Annotated in this window: 18 protein-coding genes and 1 tRNA gene; 9 read left to right on the top strand and 10 right to left on the bottom strand. The window is 45.7% G+C overall.

The features are described 5' to 3' along the window. Positions 1–109: 109 nt before the first annotated feature. Genes H3V14_RS01155 through H3V14_RS01145 form a run of 3 tightly spaced genes read left to right on the top strand, consistent with a single transcriptional unit; the run spans position 110 to position 2,915 of the window. Complete coding sequence (locus H3V14_RS01155; protein WP_198226125.1) at positions 110–1,294, top strand: homoserine O-acetyltransferase; 1,185 nt, start codon at positions 110–112, stop codon at positions 1,292–1,294. After that, positions 1,291–1,923: a methionine biosynthesis protein MetW gene (metW, locus tag H3V14_RS01150; RefSeq protein WP_075869464.1), complete on the top strand. Its 633-nt coding sequence runs from the start codon at positions 1,291–1,293 to the stop codon at positions 1,921–1,923. The genes H3V14_RS01155 and metW overlap by 4 nt, the downstream gene beginning before the upstream one ends. Then, entirely contained in the window at positions 1,869–2,915 is a 1,047-nt protein-coding gene (locus H3V14_RS01145) for a phosphotransferase enzyme family protein (protein ID WP_198237168.1), read from the top strand. The genes metW and H3V14_RS01145 overlap by 55 nt, the downstream gene beginning before the upstream one ends. On the opposite strand, the gene modC is transcribed toward H3V14_RS01145, so the two are convergent. The 5 genes from modC to H3V14_RS01120 all read right to left on the bottom strand — a co-directional run bounded on the left by modC (position 2,878) and on the right by H3V14_RS01120 (position 7,275). Beyond that, on the bottom strand, positions 2,878–3,969 hold the full coding sequence (modC, locus tag H3V14_RS01140; RefSeq protein ID WP_198226123.1) for a molybdenum ABC transporter ATP-binding protein: 1,092 nt from the start codon (positions 3,967–3,969) through the stop codon (positions 2,878–2,880). The two genes, H3V14_RS01145 and modC, sit on opposite strands and share 38 nt — an antisense overlap. Further along, positions 3,966–4,652 (bottom strand): molybdate ABC transporter permease subunit, encoded by a 687-nt coding sequence (modB, locus tag H3V14_RS01135; protein ID WP_198226122.1) that lies wholly within the window; start codon positions 4,650–4,652, stop codon positions 3,966–3,968. The genes modC and modB overlap by 4 nt, the downstream gene beginning before the upstream one ends. A gap of 5 nt (positions 4,653–4,657) precedes the next feature. Further along, the gene (gene modA, locus H3V14_RS01130; RefSeq protein ID WP_198226121.1) at positions 4,658–5,407 is read right to left on the bottom strand and encodes a molybdate ABC transporter substrate-binding protein; all 750 of its coding nucleotides are present in this window, start codon (positions 5,405–5,407) and stop codon (positions 4,658–4,660) included. Between the two features lie 9 nt (positions 5,408–5,416). After that, complete coding sequence (locus tag H3V14_RS01125) at positions 5,417–6,208, bottom strand: TOBE domain-containing protein (RefSeq protein ID WP_198226120.1); 792 nt, start codon at positions 6,206–6,208, stop codon at positions 5,417–5,419. A 122-nt stretch (positions 6,209–6,330) separates the two neighbouring features. Continuing rightward, on the bottom strand, positions 6,331–7,275 hold the full coding sequence (locus H3V14_RS01120; RefSeq protein ID WP_198226119.1) for a glyoxylate/hydroxypyruvate reductase A: 945 nt from the start codon (positions 7,273–7,275) through the stop codon (positions 6,331–6,333). A 238-nt stretch (positions 7,276–7,513) separates the two neighbouring features. Between H3V14_RS01120 and H3V14_RS01115 the strand changes: the two genes are divergently transcribed. Continuing rightward, the gene (locus tag H3V14_RS01115; protein ID WP_198226118.1) at positions 7,514–8,362 is read left to right on the top strand and encodes a D-amino-acid transaminase; all 849 of its coding nucleotides are present in this window, start codon (positions 7,514–7,516) and stop codon (positions 8,360–8,362) included. Positions 8,363–8,384: 22 nt separating this feature from the next. On the opposite strand, the gene holA is transcribed toward H3V14_RS01115, so the two are convergent. Genes holA through H3V14_RS01095 form a run of 4 tightly spaced genes read right to left on the bottom strand, consistent with a single transcriptional unit; the run spans position 8,385 to position 12,126 of the window. Beyond that, the gene (holA, locus tag H3V14_RS01110; RefSeq protein WP_198226117.1) at positions 8,385–9,422 is read right to left on the bottom strand and encodes a DNA polymerase III subunit delta; all 1,038 of its coding nucleotides are present in this window, start codon (positions 9,420–9,422) and stop codon (positions 8,385–8,387) included. Position 9,423: 1 nt separating this feature from the next. Continuing rightward, positions 9,424–10,218: an ABC transporter ATP-binding protein gene (locus H3V14_RS01105; RefSeq protein ID WP_198226116.1), complete on the bottom strand. Its 795-nt coding sequence runs from the start codon at positions 10,216–10,218 to the stop codon at positions 9,424–9,426. Further along, positions 10,211–11,107, bottom strand: coding sequence for an ABC transporter permease (locus H3V14_RS01100; protein ID WP_198226115.1), 897 nt, complete (start codon positions 11,105–11,107; stop codon positions 10,211–10,213). Before H3V14_RS01100 ends, H3V14_RS01105 begins: the two co-directional genes overlap by 8 nt. Positions 11,108–11,166: 59 nt before the next feature. Further along, positions 11,167–12,126 carry an ABC transporter substrate-binding protein gene (locus H3V14_RS01095; RefSeq protein ID WP_198226114.1) on the bottom strand — a complete coding sequence of 320 codons (960 nt, stop codon included), beginning with the start codon at positions 12,124–12,126 and terminating at the stop codon, positions 11,167–11,169. 181 nt (positions 12,127–12,307) lie between these two features. On the opposite strand from H3V14_RS01095, the gene H3V14_RS01090 reads away from it, so the two are divergent. The 4 genes from H3V14_RS01090 to H3V14_RS01075 all read left to right on the top strand — a co-directional run bounded on the left by H3V14_RS01090 (position 12,308) and on the right by H3V14_RS01075 (position 16,154). Continuing rightward, positions 12,308–12,382 (top strand) — tRNA-Gly (locus tag H3V14_RS01090). Between the two features lie 641 nt (positions 12,383–13,023). Next, positions 13,024–13,728, top strand: a complete 705-nt coding sequence (locus tag H3V14_RS01085; protein ID WP_198226113.1) for an acetolactate decarboxylase — start codon at positions 13,024–13,026, stop codon at positions 13,726–13,728. A gap of 176 nt (positions 13,729–13,904) precedes the next feature. Further along, entirely contained in the window at positions 13,905–14,306 is a 402-nt protein-coding gene (locus H3V14_RS01080; protein WP_198226112.1) for an HNH endonuclease family protein, read from the top strand. Positions 14,307–14,651: 345 nt separating this feature from the next. Next, positions 14,652–16,154: a DASS family sodium-coupled anion symporter gene (locus tag H3V14_RS01075; protein WP_198226111.1), complete on the top strand. Its 1,503-nt coding sequence runs from the start codon at positions 14,652–14,654 to the stop codon at positions 16,152–16,154. Between the two features lie 194 nt (positions 16,155–16,348). Here the strand turns inward: H3V14_RS01075 and H3V14_RS01070 are convergent, their stop codons facing one another. Beyond that, the gene (locus H3V14_RS01070; protein WP_198226110.1) at positions 16,349–17,026 is read right to left on the bottom strand and encodes a DJ-1/PfpI family protein; all 678 of its coding nucleotides are present in this window, start codon (positions 17,024–17,026) and stop codon (positions 16,349–16,351) included. 60 nt (positions 17,027–17,086) lie between these two features. Between H3V14_RS01070 and H3V14_RS01065 the strand changes: the two genes are divergently transcribed. Next, the gene (locus H3V14_RS01065) at positions 17,087–18,112 is read left to right on the top strand and encodes a GlxA family transcriptional regulator (protein WP_198226109.1); all 1,026 of its coding nucleotides are present in this window, start codon (positions 17,087–17,089) and stop codon (positions 18,110–18,112) included.

Here is an 18,112-nt window from a genome sequence, read left to right as displayed (position 1 = left end):
TAATATTTAAGGAAATACCCTTGCTTTCATCTGAAGTCGAGAGAAAATCTTGACATTTGTCAGAGGAGACGACTAGCTATTATTTTTCTTTCTAGACGGTGCAACCGATATGACACAAACGAGATCGACCGGAAAATCTTCCGGCGCGAAAAATTCCCAAGCCGATTTTCCTGATAGTAAAGTAGCGCTGTTCGGGCCAGACGAGCCGCTAAAGCTTGATAGCGGCGTTGTTTTATCGACTTTCCAGATTGCCTATCAGGACTATGGCACATTGAATGAAGACAAAAGCAATGCCATTTTAATCTGCCATGCCCTCACCGGCGATCAACATGTTGCCAACACCCATCCGGTGACCGGAAAACCCGGTTGGTGGGATATATTGGTGGGACCCGGTAAAATTATTGATACCGAACGCTATTATGTGGTCTGTTCCAATGTTTTAGGGGGATGTCTCGGCTCTACCGGTCCGGCATCGAAAAATCCGAAAACGGGAAAACCCTATGCACTCGATTTTCCTGTTATCACGATAGGAGATATGGTGCGCGCACAGGCAATGCTTGTTGAAAAACTGGGAATCAAGACATTGTTTTGTGTGGTTGGTGGTTCCATGGGCGGAATGCAGGCATTGCAATGGGCGGCAGCTTATAAGGAAAAAGTTTTTTCATCCGTTATTCTTGCGACCGGTGCGCGCCATTCGGCACAAAATATCGCTTTTGATGAAATTGGCAGACAAGCCGTTATGGCCGATCCCAACTGGTTGGGCGGGCGGTATCTCGAAGCAGGAAAACGACCGACAAAAGGTTTGGCTGTTGCCAGAATGACAGCCCATATCACCTATCTTTCGGAAGCGGCACTTCATCGCAAATTCGGGCGGAATTTACAAAACCGCGACCAGATAACATTCGGCTTTGATGCCGATTTCCAGATAGAAAGTTATTTGCGTCATCAGGGTATGACATTTGTTGAGCGCTTTGATGCCAACAGCTATCTTTATTTGACGCGTGCTATGGATTATTTTGATCTTCAAGCCGAATATGGGGGCCATTTGGCCGATGCCTTCAGGGGCTCGCGCGGGCGGTTCTTTGTCGCTTCATTTTCCAGCGATTGGCTGTTTACCACCGAGCAATGTCGCACCTTTGTCCACGCACTCAACGCTGCCGGGGCACGGGTTTCTTTTGTTGAAATCAAAACCGATAAAGGTCATGACGCTTTTCTGCTTGATGAACCGGTGATGTTTTCTGCCATTCACAGTTTCCTGACAGCGGCTGCAGAACAGAGGGGATTGACGGCATGAGCGAGAATGAAGAATTATTGTCGGCGTTAAAATCCCGTACCGATTTTGAAGTGATCGCCAATTTTATAAGGTCGGGTGCCCGTGTTCTTGATGTCGGTTGCGGCGATGGCAGTCTGCTTTATCTGTTGCAAACGCGGCGCAATGTTGATGGACGCGGTGTCGAATTGTCGCAACAAGGTGTTGACCAATGTTTGCTTAAAGGACTTTCTGTCATTCAGGGAGATGCCGATAGCGATCTCGTTTATTATCCGGATTCGTGTTTCGATTATGTTATTCTCTCGCAAACCTTGCAGGCAACACACAATCCGAAGGTCGTGCTCGAACAACTTTTACGCATTGGCGAGAGGGCTGTTGTCTCCATTCCCAATTTCGGTTATTGGCGCGCCCGCGCTCATCTGCTTTTTCTTGGCCGTATGCCGGTTACCAAAGAGCTTCCCTATAGCTGGTATGATACGCCGAATATCCATTTTTGCACGATTGAGGATTTTGTCGATCTCGTTAAAGAAATAGGAGCGGAAATAGAAGAAGCGGTGGTATTGAACCGGCAGGGAAAGCCCGTCAAACGCAAACTGCCTTGGGGGGCCTGGAATTTGTTCGGGCAACAGGCAGTGTTTCTGTTACACAGATGATCAATAAAGCCGAAAACGACCTTCCGACTTTGATAAGGAACAATCTTGCTTGTTGGGATATTCCTGAGAGTGCCCGCATCGACCTCCTTACCATATCGGAAAATGCGACTTTTCGGGTAACTTTCGGGAACGAGACAAGAATTATCCGGATTTATCGGCCGTCCTATCATCAAAATGATGAAATTTTATCCGAACTCCTTTGGCTTCAGGCAATTGAGCAATCCGGCATTGTGACAGTTCCACATCTTTTCATTTCCCGTTTTGGCAAATTGTTTGTCGAAGCGGGCATTTTCAGGCTGGCCTGTTTTTCTTTTATACAGGGACAAGAGCCTCGAGCTGATAAGGCGCTTGTGCACCGGTTTTTTGAACTTGGCAAAATTTCCGCCAAACTGCATCGCCAATCCATGAATTGGGTGAGGCCGGAAAGCTTCATTCGTAAACATTGGTCTTATGAAACAATGATCGGCCGAAATGCTATCTGGGGAAATTGGCGAGAGGCCGAAAATCTTTCATCTCAGGATCGTGAAATTCTTGAAAACTGCGATAGAACGCTCGAATATTTTTCTTCAACTTTTCCGAAAGATAAAGCCCATTACGGTCTTATCCATGGCGATTTGCGGCTTGCAAATCTATTGATTGACGGCGAAAAACTCGCCGTAATCGATTTTGATGATTGCGGCTTTTCATGGTTCGGATTGGATCTTGCCAACGCATTGAGCTTTATAGAAGATAATCCGTTTGTGCCAAGCTATATCAATGCATGGCTTCAAGGTTATGGCGAGGTGATGCCGGTAAACCGGGAAATGGCATATATGATTGTCCATCTTATCATGATGCGCCGTTTGCAATTGACAGCATGGCTTGAAACGCACAATCAAACGCCAACGGCCAAAAAGCTTCGCAAAACTTTTTTGAAAGGCACAGTCGAACTTGCGCGAATCTATCTTGAAAGAGTTACCCCTCTTGCTGGTCGATCAGGGCAACGCCTTTAATTTGGGCATAAACGTCCATTCCTTCTCTAAGCCCTAATATTTGCCATGAATGGCGTGTGAGGCGTGCAAGAAAATGCGCTCCCTTTCCATTGCCACCCAATTCCAGTTTGACCAGAACTTCAAAATGCCCCTGTTCCCGCATTGTCAGAATGCGTGCCGGCATCACATTGAGTATCGAGCTTTTTAGCGGTTTTTTAACAGCAAGGCTTACATCATTGGCAGCAATGCGAATGCGCATTTTTTTCCCCCCTACCAAAGGTGCAGAAGGGGCAATGAACGTGCCACCCGGTACATCCACTTCGACAAGGCCGGTATGTTCGTTATAGGATTTGACATAGCCGTCAAGATTGACGGCCGCTTCGCGAGTATTGGCAAGCGGCAAATCAGGATTTGCTTCGATTTCTCTCAAACTGCCAGAGGCAATAACTTTGCCACTATCCATCAATACCAATGTGTCGGCCAACCGTTCGACTTCGTAAATATCGTGGGTGATATAAATGATCGGCATTGAAAGACGGTCACGCAAACCAATCAAAAAGGGAAGGATTTCATCCCTCGACCGTTTGTCGAGTGCCGATAGTGGTTCATCCATAAGGAGAATCTTGGGATGTGACAGGAGAGCACGGCCAATCGCCACACGTTGACGTTCACCGCCGGAGAGATTGTGCGGCGCACGATCAATAAGGTGGGCAATATTCAAAAATTCCACCACTTCGTCAAATGTCGGTGAGAGATTGTTTTCGCCTTTTACCATAGCAAAGGTAAGGTTCTTTCTGACAGACAAATGCGGAAACAAACTGGCTTCCTGAAAAACATAACCGAGGGGACGTTTATAAACAGGAACGAAACCGGTTTCGTTTTGCCAGCATTCATTGCCGATCTCGACTTTTCCTGAAAACCGGTTAAGTCCGGCAATGCCGCGCAAGACTGAAGTTTTCCCGCATCCGGAAGGGCCGTAAAGCGCAATGACACCGCGAAGCGGTGCATGAAACGTGCAATCGAGCGAAAAATTGCCCAGTGTCCCTTTAAGATCAACAGAAATAGTTTCATTCATAATGTTCGTGCCTGCATAAATTTTTGCAAGAGTGAAACAGTAAGAATGATGCAGAATGAAAAGATAACCATAATGATTGATAGAACATTGGCTTCATGCATCTTACCGGCTTCGACATAGCTCATAATGGTGGTCGAGATCACGGCCGTTTTGCCGGGCAGGTTTCCACCAATCATCTGCACAACACCGAATTCGCCAACAGTATGGGCAAACCCCAAAACTGCGGCAGTCATAAAACCGGGGCTCGCAATCGGAAGGGCGACTTTCCAGAATGCTTTCCATGGCGAAGCACGCAACGTTGCCGCAACTTCCATCGGTCTCTTTCCCATAGCCTCGAATGAATTGCGAATGGGTTGAACAACAAAAGGCATGGAATAAATGACCGAGCCGATGACCAGCCCTTCAAAAGTGAAGGCAAATTTATCCATGCCGAACCATGGTGCAATAAAGCCACCTGGTCCATTAGGTCCCAGAAATACCAGAAGATAAAAGCCCAGAACCGTTGGTGGCAAAACCAAAGGTATGGAGATAATGGATGCGACGATTTCTTTTCCATAAGTTTTGGATCGCGACAGCCACAAAGCAATCGGCGTTCCGATAGCCATCAGAAAAAACGTGGTTACCGTCGCCAATTCGGCCGTAAGCTTGATCGCGGTCCATGTCTCATTGGAAAGTAGCATCATGCTTTCTACTTTGTTTCCGGCAAAGTGTAGCCATATTTTTTGATAATGGTTGCCGCTTCCGGACCTTTGAGGAAGCTCACAAAAGCCTTTGCCGCTTCATTATTTTCACCGGTTTTCAAAAGCACGGCATCCTGACGGATCGGGTTATATTCGTTTTGTGGAACAACCCATTTCGAGCCGCCTTTTTCATTGATAATCTGCGAAAGTGCAACAAAACCGATTTCGGCATTTCCGGTTTTGACAAACTGGTAGGCTTGCGAAATGTTTTGCCCTTCGACAAGTTTGTCCTTGATTTTGTCGTGGACTTTTAGCGCATCCATTGTCTCGACAGCCGCCTTGCCATAAGGAGCCGCATCAGGATTGCAGAAGGAAATGTGGGTAATTTTGCTATCCGTCAAAGTTTCAGGACCCTTTACAAGGTCGTCTTTTGCACTCCACAGCACCAATGTGCCGATTGCATAGGTAAACTCTGTTCCCTTGACACCATAGCCTTCTTCAACGGCCTTGGTTGGCCTTTCGGTATCGGCAGCAAGAAATACCTCGAAAGGAGCACCATTCTTTATTTGTGTATAGAAATTACCGGTGGCACCGAATGAAAGTGTTGCCGTGTGTCCGGTCTTTTCTTTGAACTGTTCGGCAATTTCCTTGACGGGTTCAGTAAAATTGGCGGCCACCGCAACAACGGTTTCACCGGCATGGGCAAAGGTTACACTTGCCAGCAACAGACTTATCGATAAAGCGAGTTTGGATTTCATTGCCTTCTCCTAACATGTTGCAATTATGATGTTTTCAGCCTTGATAAGCGCAAGAACAGGTTGATCGGCCATAAGTCCTTCAAGTGCGGGGTCGTCCGGTCTCATTGTTGCAATGAGTGTTTTGTCTTCACCAATCGTGATGTGAAGTTCTACGCTTTTTTTGCCGACAGTGATTGATTGTAAAATTCCCGGAATACGGTTTTGTTCAGAAAAATTGTCCTTGTCTTCAAAAGGTATGATCCTCACAAAAGGTGCTTTGATAAGAGCTGCGACCTCACGCCCTTTGACAAGTCCAAGCTGCTCGACACTTTTTTCGGTAATTTCGGCCTTGATTTCGATTTTATCGGAAATACCGATGGTCACAAATGCGGCTGGTACTGCACTTTCGATGGATAAAATGTGACCTGATAAAACATTGCGTGCCGAGGTTCTCATCATGAAACCTTGTAAAAGCCCTGTCGAACTTAAACCTATTTCCGACAAATTATCGGAGGCTTGCTTCATCATTGTGGCAAGTCCGGTTTCAAGATGGTGAAAAGTTTCGACGAGTTTTAACGCTTCCGGTGTCAGGGTGGCACCACCGCCATTTTTCCCGCCGATATTCTTTTTCAAAAGCGGTTTTGCAACGAGGTTTTGCATGGCGCCAATGCCATCCCATGCCGCCTTGTAGCTAAGCCCGACAGAACGGGCGGCGGCAGAAATCGAACCTTCACGGCCGACAGCCTCGAGAAGCTTGATGCGCTCGCGCCCGACCGAGCCGATATGATCTTCTGTGAAAGATAAGGTTGCTTTGACCGACATAAATATACCATTCTGTTATATAGATTAACTATATAACGATCATGACGAAAGCAAGGTTTCCGCACCAATTTTTCTAAAGCCGGTTTTTGGTGGTTTTTCCGGTGTTTTATCGAGCAACCATTTTAGTAGCCACGCATCCGGTTGACTGTGGGCGGCAATTTCCCGGTTTTTCGCCAATTCGCTATATTTTTTGCCACAATTTTTGCAGCACTTTCTTTATTTGTTGGAGCCGAAATATGGGGAAGCACGGTTATATTTTCATTCTGCCATAAGGGCGAATCGGGCGGCAAAGGTTCCTGATCGAAAACGTCAAGAACCGCATGATCGAGCTCACGTTTATCAAGAGCGTCAACAAGAGCATGTGTATCAATAACAGGCCCTCTGGAAAAATTGATAAGGCTTGCTCCTTTTTTCATATGGTCAAATTCGTTCTTTCCGAGAAGCCCCGTTGTTTCACGAGTGAGCGGTATAAGCAGAACGACAATATCGCTTGTTTCAATCAGCCGCATAAAACCGGCATTTCCACTTAAACATGTGACATTATCGAGCGTTTTTTGGCTCTTTGACCAACCATTTATCTGAAATCCGGTAAGTGTTAGCAATTTGGCCGCAGCTCTTCCCAATTCACCTAAACCGAGAAGGCCGATTTTCCATTGTGAGGCAGCCTTATAGCTATGTGGTTGCCAGAGGCGTTCCTGTTGCTGGCGATGATAGCACGGCATATCGCGGGTTAAATAAAGCGTCCATGCAAGAACAGCTTCGGCCATGGCTTCGGTCAAAGCGGGATCAACGAGCCGGACAATCGGTGGCGCATTTTCGGGTAATTCCTTCACCATCCGTTCGACACCTGCCCATAGGCTTTGTATCCATTTCAGATTTTTGAGTTTTTTCAATTGGTCGGGATCAGGGTTTGCAACAATGGCAAGTTCGATTGCGTCATAATCTTCCGGTTTCAAATCGTTGAAATCTACAATCTTTTCATCGCCTAAATTTTCGGACAGGATTTTTAACCAGTTATCCCTTTCGGTTTGTTCACTACGGCTGACAAAAGCAATCGGTTCTGCCATCGGTTATTTTCCTTATGAAAAAAGCGGCACGAAATGATTGGCCGCGACATCTCTGCTATTGCTGCTCTGTCAAATCTGCCTTAAGTTTAGCCAAAATTCCATAGTGATTTTTAAACGCGGAAAATGATCGTCCGGAAAGAGTTGAAGGCTTCCGGTTTCTAAAATCGGAATATCCGGATTCTCTCCGGCAGGATAAATGTTTTTCGCTGGTGAATGATGTTGAAGAGGTAAAAATACAATGACACGCACCGTTTATGTCAACGGCGATTGGTTTGATGAAACAAATGCCCGGATTTCGATTTTTGACAGGTCTGTCATGTTTGCCGATTCCGTTTATGAAGTCACCTCTTTTCTTGACGGAAAGTTTCTCGACTTTGACGGACATATCAAAAGGCTTAAAAATTCTCTGAAAGCGCTGGATATAGAATTCAACGTGGATAGGGATGAATTTCTCAATATTAATCGCGAGCTTATCAAGCGAAACGGTCTTGATAACGGCACTGTCTATCTTCAGGTTTCACGCGGTGCGGGGGATCGTAATTTTGTTTATGATAATAGCGAATTGAAGCCCTGCCTTTTCATGTTCACGCAGACAGGCATTGTCAAAAATCTTCAAAAAATGCCGCAGTTGAAAATGATATCGGTGAAAGAGGGCCGCTGGTGCCGCCGCGACATCAAGACGACGCAGCTTCTTTATTCGTCTTTGACCAAGACTCACGCCCATGCCGAAGGTGTTGACGATGCTGTCTATGTCGAGGATGGCTATCTGACCGAAGCAACCTCGTCCAATTTCTTCATTGTCGATCGTCAGGGGACACTTGTCACCCGCCAGTTGGATCACTCCATTTTACCCGGTATTACCCGCGGTACCATTCTGGAGCTTGCGCGCAAAAATGGCATTAATGTCGAAGAACGGCTTTTTACATTGGAAGAAACCTATGCCGCCAGTGAAGCACTGATTACCTCGACCACCAATTTTGCAGCTCCTGTTTTGAGCGTTGACGGGCGTAAAATTGGCGATGGTAAGCCCGGAAAAGTAACATTGCGCTTGCGCGAACTTTATATCGAACACGTCAAACGCAGTTAAAGCTTTTGTTTAATATCGGAAACTAGTTCTGGCGCTTCGATTGAACAGCAAGCGCCAGAAGTGCCTGCCGGATAATCGGTTCGGCAAGAGCTGTATTTTCTCTGCTTTCAAGAACAGCTTTTTGTAGCCGTTCCATCGCTTCCGCAATCCGTTTCAATGTCCAACGGGTGAGTGCCTGTTCAATGATTTTTTGTCGGCGAAAAAAAATAGGCGGACGCGCCGAAGAAATGGCAGAAGAGGGCGTTTTCCCATCGATTTCCACTTGCTGGCGCAAAAGTTGCAATTGTTGGAATTGTCTCTCGGCAGCGCTTAATATCAAAAAAAGCGCATTGCCGGTTGCAACCTGACGGTCAAAACGGTTGTTGAAACCGACAAGATCTCCAATGAGAACAGCATCGATAATTTCATCGTAAGTGAGGCCGCTTACATCACTGACGGCAGCTTTTACATCATCAAGCGTAATCTCGTCCTTCCCCATTGCATAAAGGCAAAGCTTGTCCAATTCACTGCGCGAAATAAGCCGGTCGCCCCCCAGACTCTCTCTGAGCCATTTTCTTGCTTCAAGCGAAATGGCGAGGTGATATTCGCCAAGAACGTCATCAATCAGTCTTTCAAGCGAGCGTGCGTCATCGGCATAACAGGGAAGAGCCATGGCTGACGGAGCCGTTTCCACAGCGGAGCGTAAGCCCGCACCTTTTTTAAGGTCTCCGGCTTCTATCATCAGATAAACATTTTCAAGTCCGGTTTTTGCAAGTTTTTTGACGACTTCAGTGAGATTTCGTCCATTGCCTGCGTTTTTTATCGAGATGAGCCGTTTTCCGCCAAACAGCGAAACCGTATGGGCTTCGTCAAGAAGGCGCGTAGGGTCGCGTTCAAGATCGGCCGCTTCAAGCCTGATATTGGAAAACGGGTCATCAAGTTTGACGCCGGTGAGCTTGGCAAATTTCGACGCCCGTTCGGAAACGAGCCCCTTATCGGGACCGTAAATCAGAACAATGGGGTATTGCGCTTGTAAACGTGAAAGGAAACCGTCAACCTCATGTGCTTTTTTCTGCGCCATGTTAATCCATCAGCAGCTTGTCATCGTCGAGCGCTTCACCTCTGACCTTCTGGAACATGCCGACAAGGTCGCTCACATCAAGACCTTTGCGTTCTTCTTCGTGCACATCAAGTATCACCTTTCCACCGTGCAGCATAAAGGTACGATCACCATAATCAAGTGCTTGCCGCATAGAATGGGTAACCATCAAAGTGGTCAGATTGTTTTCCTTGATGACTTTTTCTGTCAGTTTCATGACAAATTCGGCCATTCCCGGATCAAGTGCGGCGGTATGTTCGTCAAGCAGCAAAACATCGGCATCCGAAAGAGTGGCCATAATCAAAGCCAAAGCCTGACGTTGCCCGCCCGAAAGACTGTCCATCCGGTTCTGGATGCGGTCTTCAAGTCCAAGACCGAGAGCGGCTATTCGGGCGCGGAATATTTCGCGATTTTCTTTGGTCAAAGCCGACCGTAACCCCCGCCGTTTTCCGCGACGGGCGGCAAGGGCGAGATTTTCTTCAATAGTGAGTGATCCGCAACTTCCCGCTAGCGGATCCTGAAAAACCCGTGCGATCATGCCTGCCCGTTCGGCTGTCGATTTTCTTGAAACATCAATATTGTTGATAACGACTTTGCCTTCATTGGGCAAAATATCTCCGGCGAGAACCCCAAGCATGGTCGATTTGCCAGCACCGTTGGAACCGATAATGGTTACAAAACTGCCACGCTCTATTTTTAGGTTGAGATCGATAAGCGCCTGTTTTTCCAAGGGCGTTCCGGCTTTGAATGTTACACCGATATGTTGCAGTTCAATCATGCTTTTTTGCCCCCAGATAATGCGGCAAAACAAGAGTCAATACCACAATCAAAGCGGTAATAAGCTGCAAGTCTGTCGATGTATCAATGCCAAGACTGCTGCCTTCAAATGCAAATTGCACAGCAACACGATAGAGGACAGAACCGACAATGCAGCTCACAATAATCAGTAAAAGATTTCGGGTTCTGAACAATGTCTCGCCGATAATAACGGCAGCAAGCCCGAAGACGATGGTTCCTGCACCTCCTGTGATATCGGTGGCAATAGCGGTCTGGATATAAAGCGACCCGCCAAGAGCAACGAGACCATTTGATAATCCCATACCGGCATAGATGAGAAGCGCGGTTTTGATTCCCTGAGCTTTCGCCATACGTTGATTCGTTCCGGTTGCCCGCATGGCAAGGCCGATTTCACTTTCCAGAAAACGCCAGACAAGAAAAGCAACAATGATGACGAGAATACCGACGAAAAGCGGGCGGATAATCATATCCGGCAATCCGAACAGATTATAAAACGGTGTGAGTGCGGTATCTGCCAAACCCAGATTGACATTAGATACCCCCATAATCCCCATAATGCGAAGATTGATGGTGTAGAGCGCCGACATTGTCAAAATGGATGCAAGGAGGTTCAGAATACCGAATTTCAAATTCAAAAGTGCGGTAACAAGTCCGGCAATCATTCCTGCAATCAAAGCCGAAAACATGGCAAACCACGGATTGAAACCGCACAATATCATGACGCCGCAGACGGTCGAGCCTAACAGAAATGAACCGTCCACCGTTAAATCCGGAAAATCGAGAATCCTGAACGATAAATAGACTCCGATAGCGACAAATGCATAAACAAGCCCGAGCTCGACAGCACCGGTAAAGGCAAACATACTCATGAGGCAATAGCCCCGCTTGCAATTATGTCAGTATCGAAAAATTCCACCGTCAGGATACCTTATTTGTTGATAATTTTTGCAGCCCTATCAAGCACCGGTTGAGGAACGGAAATTCCCATTTTTTCTGCCGCTTGAAGGTCGATTGCCACATTTTTCCCTTCCGGTGTGACAACATCTATGTCACCGGGCTTTTCACCTTTTAAAATACGGACAACGAGTTTACCGGTCTCAAGCCCCGAATCATAATAATCGATTCCCTGGGCGGCAAAGGCACCATGCCCGATCGAACTCGGATCAGCCGTAAAAAGCGGTGTTTTTGATTCGGCTGCTACTTTTGTTGCACCTTCAAGCACCGAGATAATTGTATTGTCTGTCGGTACATAAATCATATCCACCTTGCCGGTAAGGGCGCGGGTTGCTGCCTGTACATCGGATGATTTCGGTGCAGCCGAAGGGATAACCTCGATTCCTTCTTTTTCTGCAAGCTTTTTCAAAACATTCAAGGTCGAAACCGAATTGGCTTCGGCAGCATTATAAAGGTAGCCGAGTTTTTTCAGATCAGGTTTGATTTCTTTCAAGAGTTTTATGTGTTCTTCAACCGGCGAGCGGTCGGATACTCCGGTAATATTTCCACCGGGTTTCTTCATATCCGGTACAAGCTTTGCTTCAACGGGGTCTGAAACAGCCGAAAAAACAATCGGTATATTCTTGGTTGCAGCAAGCATGGTTTGTGCCGAAGGCGTTGCAATGGTCACAATCACATCCGGTTTGTCACCGACAAATTGGCGGGCAATCTGGGTTGCTGTGGAAATGTTTCCTTGCGCTGATTGGAAGTTGAGAACGAGATTCTCGCCATTCTTGTAACCCTCTTGCGAAAGGACATCCTCTACGCCTTTGCGCACGGCATCCAAAGCCGGATGGGCAACAATCTGTGTAATATCGACTTTCACTTTATCGGCTGCAAAAGAAAAATTTCCCAATGCCAGAATTGCTGCGGCTGCCAGAACCAAACGACGCATAATCACTTCTCCCTCTAAAACCTCTTAAAAGCTTTATTGGAGCCATGTCCGGAAATCAACATTTTCAACGATTTTTAAAGCATGAAAAATGAATATTGAAAGAATTTTATTTTTTATGTTGCAATCGTCGCAAGGTTGGGTCATATAGGCACGACCGAAGCAAAGCGCTTCCGGTTTGTGAGCGGGTGTAGCTCAGGGGTAGAGCACAACCTTGCCAAGGTTGGGGTCGTGGGTTCGAATCCCATCGCCCGCTCCAATTTTCCCCGAAATATGAATATAAAGATATTTTTCGTGCATGAGGCCTTGCGACAAGCTTGAAGAGCCCATTTCTTCAATATGTGAGCTTTCGTGTCTTATCTAAGATAGCGTTTATCGAGATTTTCCGGCTTCCGCATTAAAAGCGTCAGATTGAAGCGGAAATTCGTCAGCAGACGAATCTTCATAGAAATTTTCATGCGAAATCGATCTAATATGCTTTCAGATTCGATAGACATTGAAAAGACGTTTCGTGTTCCGGTTAAATAAGAAATTTTTAAAACGAAATCGGGTTCGTAAAAGATGTCAAAGATGTAATTCCTCTGAAAAGCCTGTTTGCGAATTTCACCCCCCCTTCGAATTTTTTTATTAAGTGAAAGACCGTAAAACGACTTGTCAATCGATAATCAAGTCTGACAGTTCGATTTTCCTCATAGTAGATAAACTGTGTCGAACGATTAAAACTGTCGAAGAACACATGTTTTGTCTGACAGATCGCTTCTCTCCTCGAGACATTTGCAACTATCAAAACAACCTATTATTGAACTTTTGGGTGTGATTGCTATGTAGAAAGCAGTTATTTTCAAAGAATGAATTTTGCCGAAATAGCTTTGGCAGGTTGCAAAACAGGAACAATATGTAATGACAAAAAAGATAACCCAATTTTCAGGCGTTAATGCTCTTATGATGGGAGTTTTTGATGGTTTATTTCCGATATCGGAAATTAAAAAACATGGAAATTTCGGTTTGGGATGTTCGGAAGGTTTGACCGGAGAAGCTATTATTGATTGTTGTCATTTTTGGGATGCCAAAGGTAACAGACCATTACGAATAATGGATGACACAGAAAAAATGCCATTCGCGCAAATTACAACATTTGCCCCCGAGGCGAGTTTTGCAATTTCACACGTTTCAAAATCAACTCTATATGAGGAATTGTCGAAACATCTGAAGTTCGATAATGTGTTCGTTGCAATAAAATTGGAAGGCAAATTCGATCATTTGAAGGTGCGGAGACCGAGGGAGCTTGATCAGCGTTTTAAAAACGCAATGGAAGTGGCTGAACACCAAATTGTTGAAGATATCAAAGACATGGAAGGAGAACTTATCGGGTTCTGGACACCGGAATTTTTCCAGAATGTTTCGGTTGCCGGATTTCATGTTCATTTCGTTGATAAAAACCGGACAACGGGGGGACATGTGATCGATTTTTCGATTGAAAAAGGTATTTTGTCTTATGAAACCAAATATGGTTTGGATATCGAGCTATCCGATAAAAAAGCCTATCTTGATCATGATTTGAAAATTGCCGATATGGATAAAATCATCAAGCAGTTTGAAAATTGAGGCTTGTGCCATTCGTTTTGTCAAAACGGTTGGAAAGCTTTAAATTCCGCCACGTTTTTTAATATCGGGTGAGTAAGGTTAAAGATATTTACTTACCCGAATTTTTATCGAAGTTTTCCACCCCTATTCAAAATGATCTTCTGTTTTCCCTTGTCTCCAGTCACGACATACTAATAATGACGTTGCCGAAATACTGGTCAAGATTGCTCGGCAACTATCGGCAATGCGTTCAGGAAACATGGTTGCATACGGCCGGTAATCTGACATTAACAGGATATAATTCCGAATGTGGTAACCGGTCATTTGAAGACAAACGCACTATGCGAGGCGGATTTGCTGAAAGCCCGCTCCATCTCAATAAAGGGCTTGGGGAACTTCCCGAATGGACAGAAAAAACAATCATAACGCGGGTGAGAAAACTTGCCGATCAGGCGGTCAATATCTGGCGTGTACCGGATATATCTGAAGAATCACTTGAACGTTTCAAATCGGAACAACCGGTTTTGAAATCATATACAATTGCCGATCATGAGTTTTTACAAAGTGGCATTACACGGGAATTGTTCGAGGCCTTTTGAAATGAGATTCTTGGTATTGACGACAATGTGCGAGAGTAATTTGTGAAGTGTTAAATTGATTGTAAAGCGAAAAAGAATTTTGTCGATCATATGAAAAATGGCTATAAAAGTTTCAATTACGCGAGAATTGCTGATAACGACATTCCTATCGCTATGAGATTTCACCGTTTTTCGTTTCAAACTTGGATAATGTGGCGGGAAATATCATATTCTTGCCAGTTTTACTCGAAGTGATATGAAGAAGTAGCTACTTCGCGGGGGTGACAGTGCTTTTGACTGGTCAATAAGCCGGGATATTCTATATAACACCCTTACTGGAGAAGCCTTCATAAAAGGATTATATTGATGCAATCCCTAAGCAAACTGAACCAGAAACTATCGGAATACGTACCTTTTCGTATTATCCCTGGTATTATTTGTGTGCTCATTTATTGGGCTTTATATATGACTCCGAAGCCGGCCGGTCTAACAGCCGAAGCTTGGCATTTTGTGGCCATTTTTGTGGCAGCAATCCTCGGAATTATTCTCAAAGTTATGCCGCTTGGCGTTATGTCGATGATTACGATTGCGGTAGTCATGTTGTCAAAAGTGACATCACCGACATCGCCGAAAGCGGTCGCCGATGCGCTGGGCTCGATGGACAATGCGCTGATCTGGCTTATCGTTATTTCGGTCATCGTTTCACGTGGCCTGATTAAAACAGGTTTGGGTGCGCGAATTGGCTATTATTTCATCCGTCTTCTCGGTAAACGGACGATCGGTATCGGTTACGGGCTCGCACTTTGCGAATTATTGCTTGCTCCCTTTACCCCCAGCAACACTGCCCGCTGCGGTGGTATTATCCACCCGATCATGCGTTCGATTGCTCTTGCCTATGATTCTGTTCCCCAGAAAGGAACGCAAAGCAAAGTCGGCACTTATCTTGCGCTAGTCAATTATCACGCAAATCCGATTAGCTCGGCAATGTTTATTACAGCAACTGCTCCAAATCCGCTGGTTGTCAATTATATTGCCGAAGCAACCCATCAAGGTTTCACGCTTTCGTGGAGTACCTGGGCATTGTGCATGTTGGTACCAGGCATTGTTGCCATGTTGCTTATGCCGTTTGTCATTTATTTGATCTCCCCGCCAGAACTGAAAATCACTCCGAATGCTGTTACTTTTGCCCATGACGAGTTGCAGAAACTGGGCAAGATCAAAGCCCCGGAAATTATTATGCTGCTCACATTCGTCATTATGCTTTTGTTGTGGGCAGGTCTTCCGGCAGCATTGTTCGGACCGTCGTTTTCGGTTGATCCGACAGCCGTCGCATTTGTTGGTTTGGTCATTCTGTTGTTGTGCGGAACATTGACCTGGGATGATGTGCTTAAAGAAAAAAGCGCATGGGATACGCTTATCTGGTTCGGTGCTCTCGTTATGCTGGCCGGTCAGCTCAATAAGCTTGGTGTTATTGCCTGGTTCTCTGACGGTCTGCGCTTTGCTATCGAATCAAGTGGCATGAGCTGGCCTGCAGCGATGGCAATATTGATCCTGACATTCATGTATACCCACTACGTATTTGCAAGTACGACTGCTCACATCAGTGCAATGATGCTGGCTTTCCTGATGGTTGGTGTTCACCTCATTCCCGCTGATTACACTAACCTGTTCATGTTGCTGATGGCTGCTGCCTCGGCAATCATGATGTGCTTGACCCATTATGCCACTGGTACATCGCCGATCATTTTCGGTTCGGGTTACGTTACTCTGGGCCGCTGGTGGGGCGTGGGTTTTGTGATGAGTGTCGTCAATCTTCTGGTCTTTGCAATTATCGGCGGTATCTGGTGGAAAATATTGGGCTATTGGTAAGCCTGTAAGATGTCTCTCTATGGTTTTGTTGATCAGGGGAGACGACATCTCTTATGAAAAACAACACAATAGTGCAGCACAAAGGCTGTTTATGTTGAAATAAAATGCCGGTTTTATACCGGCATTTTTTTTGAAAAAAATATCAAAGAAAATCTATCTCACCGCTATTAAAAATTATGGTTCGCAATAGTTTGTCAGGATTTCTGTTTTGCTTGCCATTCACGGATAAGTTTTCTCCGTTCGTCAGTACTATTTTCCTGTTGAAGTTGCTCTACCAGTGCCTTTGGGGCTTTCTCAGGTGTTCCACAATCAAACGGTGGCTCCGGATCATATTGCATGAGCAATTGCGTTTTTTTTGCGGTGTCCTCGCCTAAAAGTTTTGCAATAATGACCAAGCCGAAATCCATGCCCGCAGTGATTCCGCCGGCTGTTATGATATGACCGTCAACAACCACACGTTCCTCAACAGGAATTGCTCCGAAAAGTGGTAGAAATTCCATAGCGCTCCAATGGGTGGTGGCTTTCCGTCCTTTGAGTAGGCCGCTTGCACCCAGAATAAGCGAACCGGTACAAATCGATGTGAGAAAGCGCACCTCATTTGCTTCTTTACGGAAAAACTCGAGAACCGGCTCGTTGTTCAGAAACCGGTTGACGCCATTTCCTCCGGGAATGCACAGGACATCAAGTGGAAGAAGTGTGCTGATATCATGATCGGGCGAAAAGGAAAGTCCGCCCATCGTCGTAATCGGCTTCAAGCTTTCACTGAAGAGAGAGACTTCCATATCAGGAGTTGAACTAAACGCATCATAAGGTGCGGCAAAATCCAATAATTGCATTTGGTCAAAAATAAAAAATCCGGCTTTTACAGTCATTGATCATCCCTTTTTTAAAATGTGTTTCACAAAACTATAGAGCACGCTAAATTGGCAGTTATGACAAAGACCCCACATTTTAAGTCAAACAACAACGATTTGATTGATTTTCCGGCAGCCATTGCGCCAAAAACTATTGCTATTGTCGGCTTTGACGATGCACAGTTGCTTGATATCACAGGGCCAATGCAGGTTTTTTCCAGCGCCAACGACCTTTATGAAGGTAGTATGAAGCCTTATCGGCTTTTGACAATTGCCGAAAATGACAAGATCAGAACGACAAGCGGGCTGGAATTGGCAGTAGAACCTTTGTTCCGGGCTCCCGATCACCTCGATACGCTTATCATCAGCGGTGGCCCCGGCATCAACCGCTTTGCGGGAAACAAAGCCATGCTTCAATGGATTGATATGATGAACCGGAAAACAACGCGCATTGCATCGGTCTGTAGTGGCTCTCTGGCTTTGGCAAAGCTCGGGTTGCTTGACGGGAAAAAAGCGGCAACGCATTGGAGCAGAATAAGCGAGTTCGAAAAAGATTGTCCGAATGTTTCATGGACGAATGATGCAATCTTTATTCGCAATGGCAAAATCTGGACATCTGCCGGTATCACGTCCGGTATAGATATGGCTTTGGCAATGGTAGAAGAAGACTTAGGCTTTGAAATTGCAAAATCCGTTGCTCGTGAACTTGTTGTCTATCTTCGTCGTCCGGGTGGACAAAGCCAGTTCAGCGAACTTCTTGATCTCTATTGCGAGGACGAACGATTCAATGCCCTCAATCAATGGATTATGGAAAATCTTTCCCGCCCCTTGTCGGTTGCCATGCTTGCCGAAAAATGTGGTATGAGTGAACGGAATTTTTCCCGCCTTTATACCCGTGATACCGGATCGTCACCGGGCAAAGCCATAGAGCTTTTACGACTTGAAGCCGCAAGACAATATCTTGAACAGAACTGGTCGATAAAAAAGATAGTTCGCCAATGTGGTTTCGGCAGCGAAGAAACGTTAAGACGCGTTTTTCAACGTCACCTTCATGTATCGCCGCAAAATTATCGTGACCGGTTTTCGAGACTGTCGGAGGAATGA

Origin of the sequence: Bartonella sp. W8151 (assembly GCF_016100385.1) — a bacterium.
In the GTDB taxonomy this organism is placed as follows: domain Bacteria; phylum Pseudomonadota; class Alphaproteobacteria; order Rhizobiales; family Rhizobiaceae; genus Bartonella; species Bartonella apis.
Note: the sequence above shows the minus strand (reverse complement) of the source record. Positions and strands in the feature narration are given on the sequence as shown.

What these genes read in the sequence shown, in the direction of transcription:
- H3V14_RS01105 (WP_198226116.1), bottom strand. Translation starts at nt 10,218, where the DNA reads ATGATTGAACTGCAACATATCGGTGTAACATTCAAAGCCGGAACGCCC.
- holA (WP_198226117.1), bottom strand. Translation starts at nt 9,422, where the DNA reads ATGGCGCAGAAAAAAGCACATGAGGTTGACGGTTTCCTTTCACGTTTA.
- H3V14_RS01120 (WP_198226119.1), bottom strand. Translation starts at nt 7,275, where the DNA reads ATGGCAGAACCGATTGCTTTTGTCAGCCGTAGTGAACAAACCGAAAGG.
- H3V14_RS01070 (WP_198226110.1), bottom strand. Translation starts at nt 17,026, where the DNA reads ATGACTGTAAAAGCCGGATTTTTTATTTTTGACCAAATGCAATTATTG.
- H3V14_RS01075 (WP_198226111.1), top strand. Translation starts at nt 14,652, where the DNA reads ATGCAATCCCTAAGCAAACTGAACCAGAAACTATCGGAATACGTACCT.
- H3V14_RS01115 (WP_198226118.1), top strand. Translation starts at nt 7,514, where the DNA reads ATGACACGCACCGTTTATGTCAACGGCGATTGGTTTGATGAAACAAAT.
- H3V14_RS01085 (WP_198226113.1), top strand. Translation starts at nt 13,024, where the DNA reads ATGACAAAAAAGATAACCCAATTTTCAGGCGTTAATGCTCTTATGATG.
- H3V14_RS01100 (WP_198226115.1), bottom strand. Translation starts at nt 11,107, where the DNA reads ATGAGTATGTTTGCCTTTACCGGTGCTGTCGAGCTCGGGCTTGTTTAT.
- modC (WP_198226123.1), bottom strand. Translation starts at nt 3,969, where the DNA reads ATGAATGAAACTATTTCTGTTGATCTTAAAGGGACACTGGGCAATTTT.
- modA (WP_198226121.1), bottom strand. Translation starts at nt 5,407, where the DNA reads ATGAAATCCAAACTCGCTTTATCGATAAGTCTGTTGCTGGCAAGTGTA.
- metW (WP_075869464.1), top strand. Translation starts at nt 1,291, where the DNA reads ATGAGCGAGAATGAAGAATTATTGTCGGCGTTAAAATCCCGTACCGAT.
- H3V14_RS01095 (WP_198226114.1), bottom strand. Translation starts at nt 12,126, where the DNA reads ATGCGTCGTTTGGTTCTGGCAGCCGCAGCAATTCTGGCATTGGGAAAT.
- H3V14_RS01125 (WP_198226120.1), bottom strand. Translation starts at nt 6,208, where the DNA reads ATGTCGGTCAAAGCAACCTTATCTTTCACAGAAGATCATATCGGCTCG.
- H3V14_RS01080 (WP_198226112.1), top strand. Translation starts at nt 13,905, where the DNA reads ATGACGTTGCCGAAATACTGGTCAAGATTGCTCGGCAACTATCGGCAA.
- modB (WP_198226122.1), bottom strand. Translation starts at nt 4,652, where the DNA reads ATGATGCTACTTTCCAATGAGACATGGACCGCGATCAAGCTTACGGCC.
- H3V14_RS01065 (WP_198226109.1), top strand. Translation starts at nt 17,087, where the DNA reads ATGACAAAGACCCCACATTTTAAGTCAAACAACAACGATTTGATTGAT.
- H3V14_RS01155 (WP_198226125.1), top strand. Translation starts at nt 110, where the DNA reads ATGACACAAACGAGATCGACCGGAAAATCTTCCGGCGCGAAAAATTCC.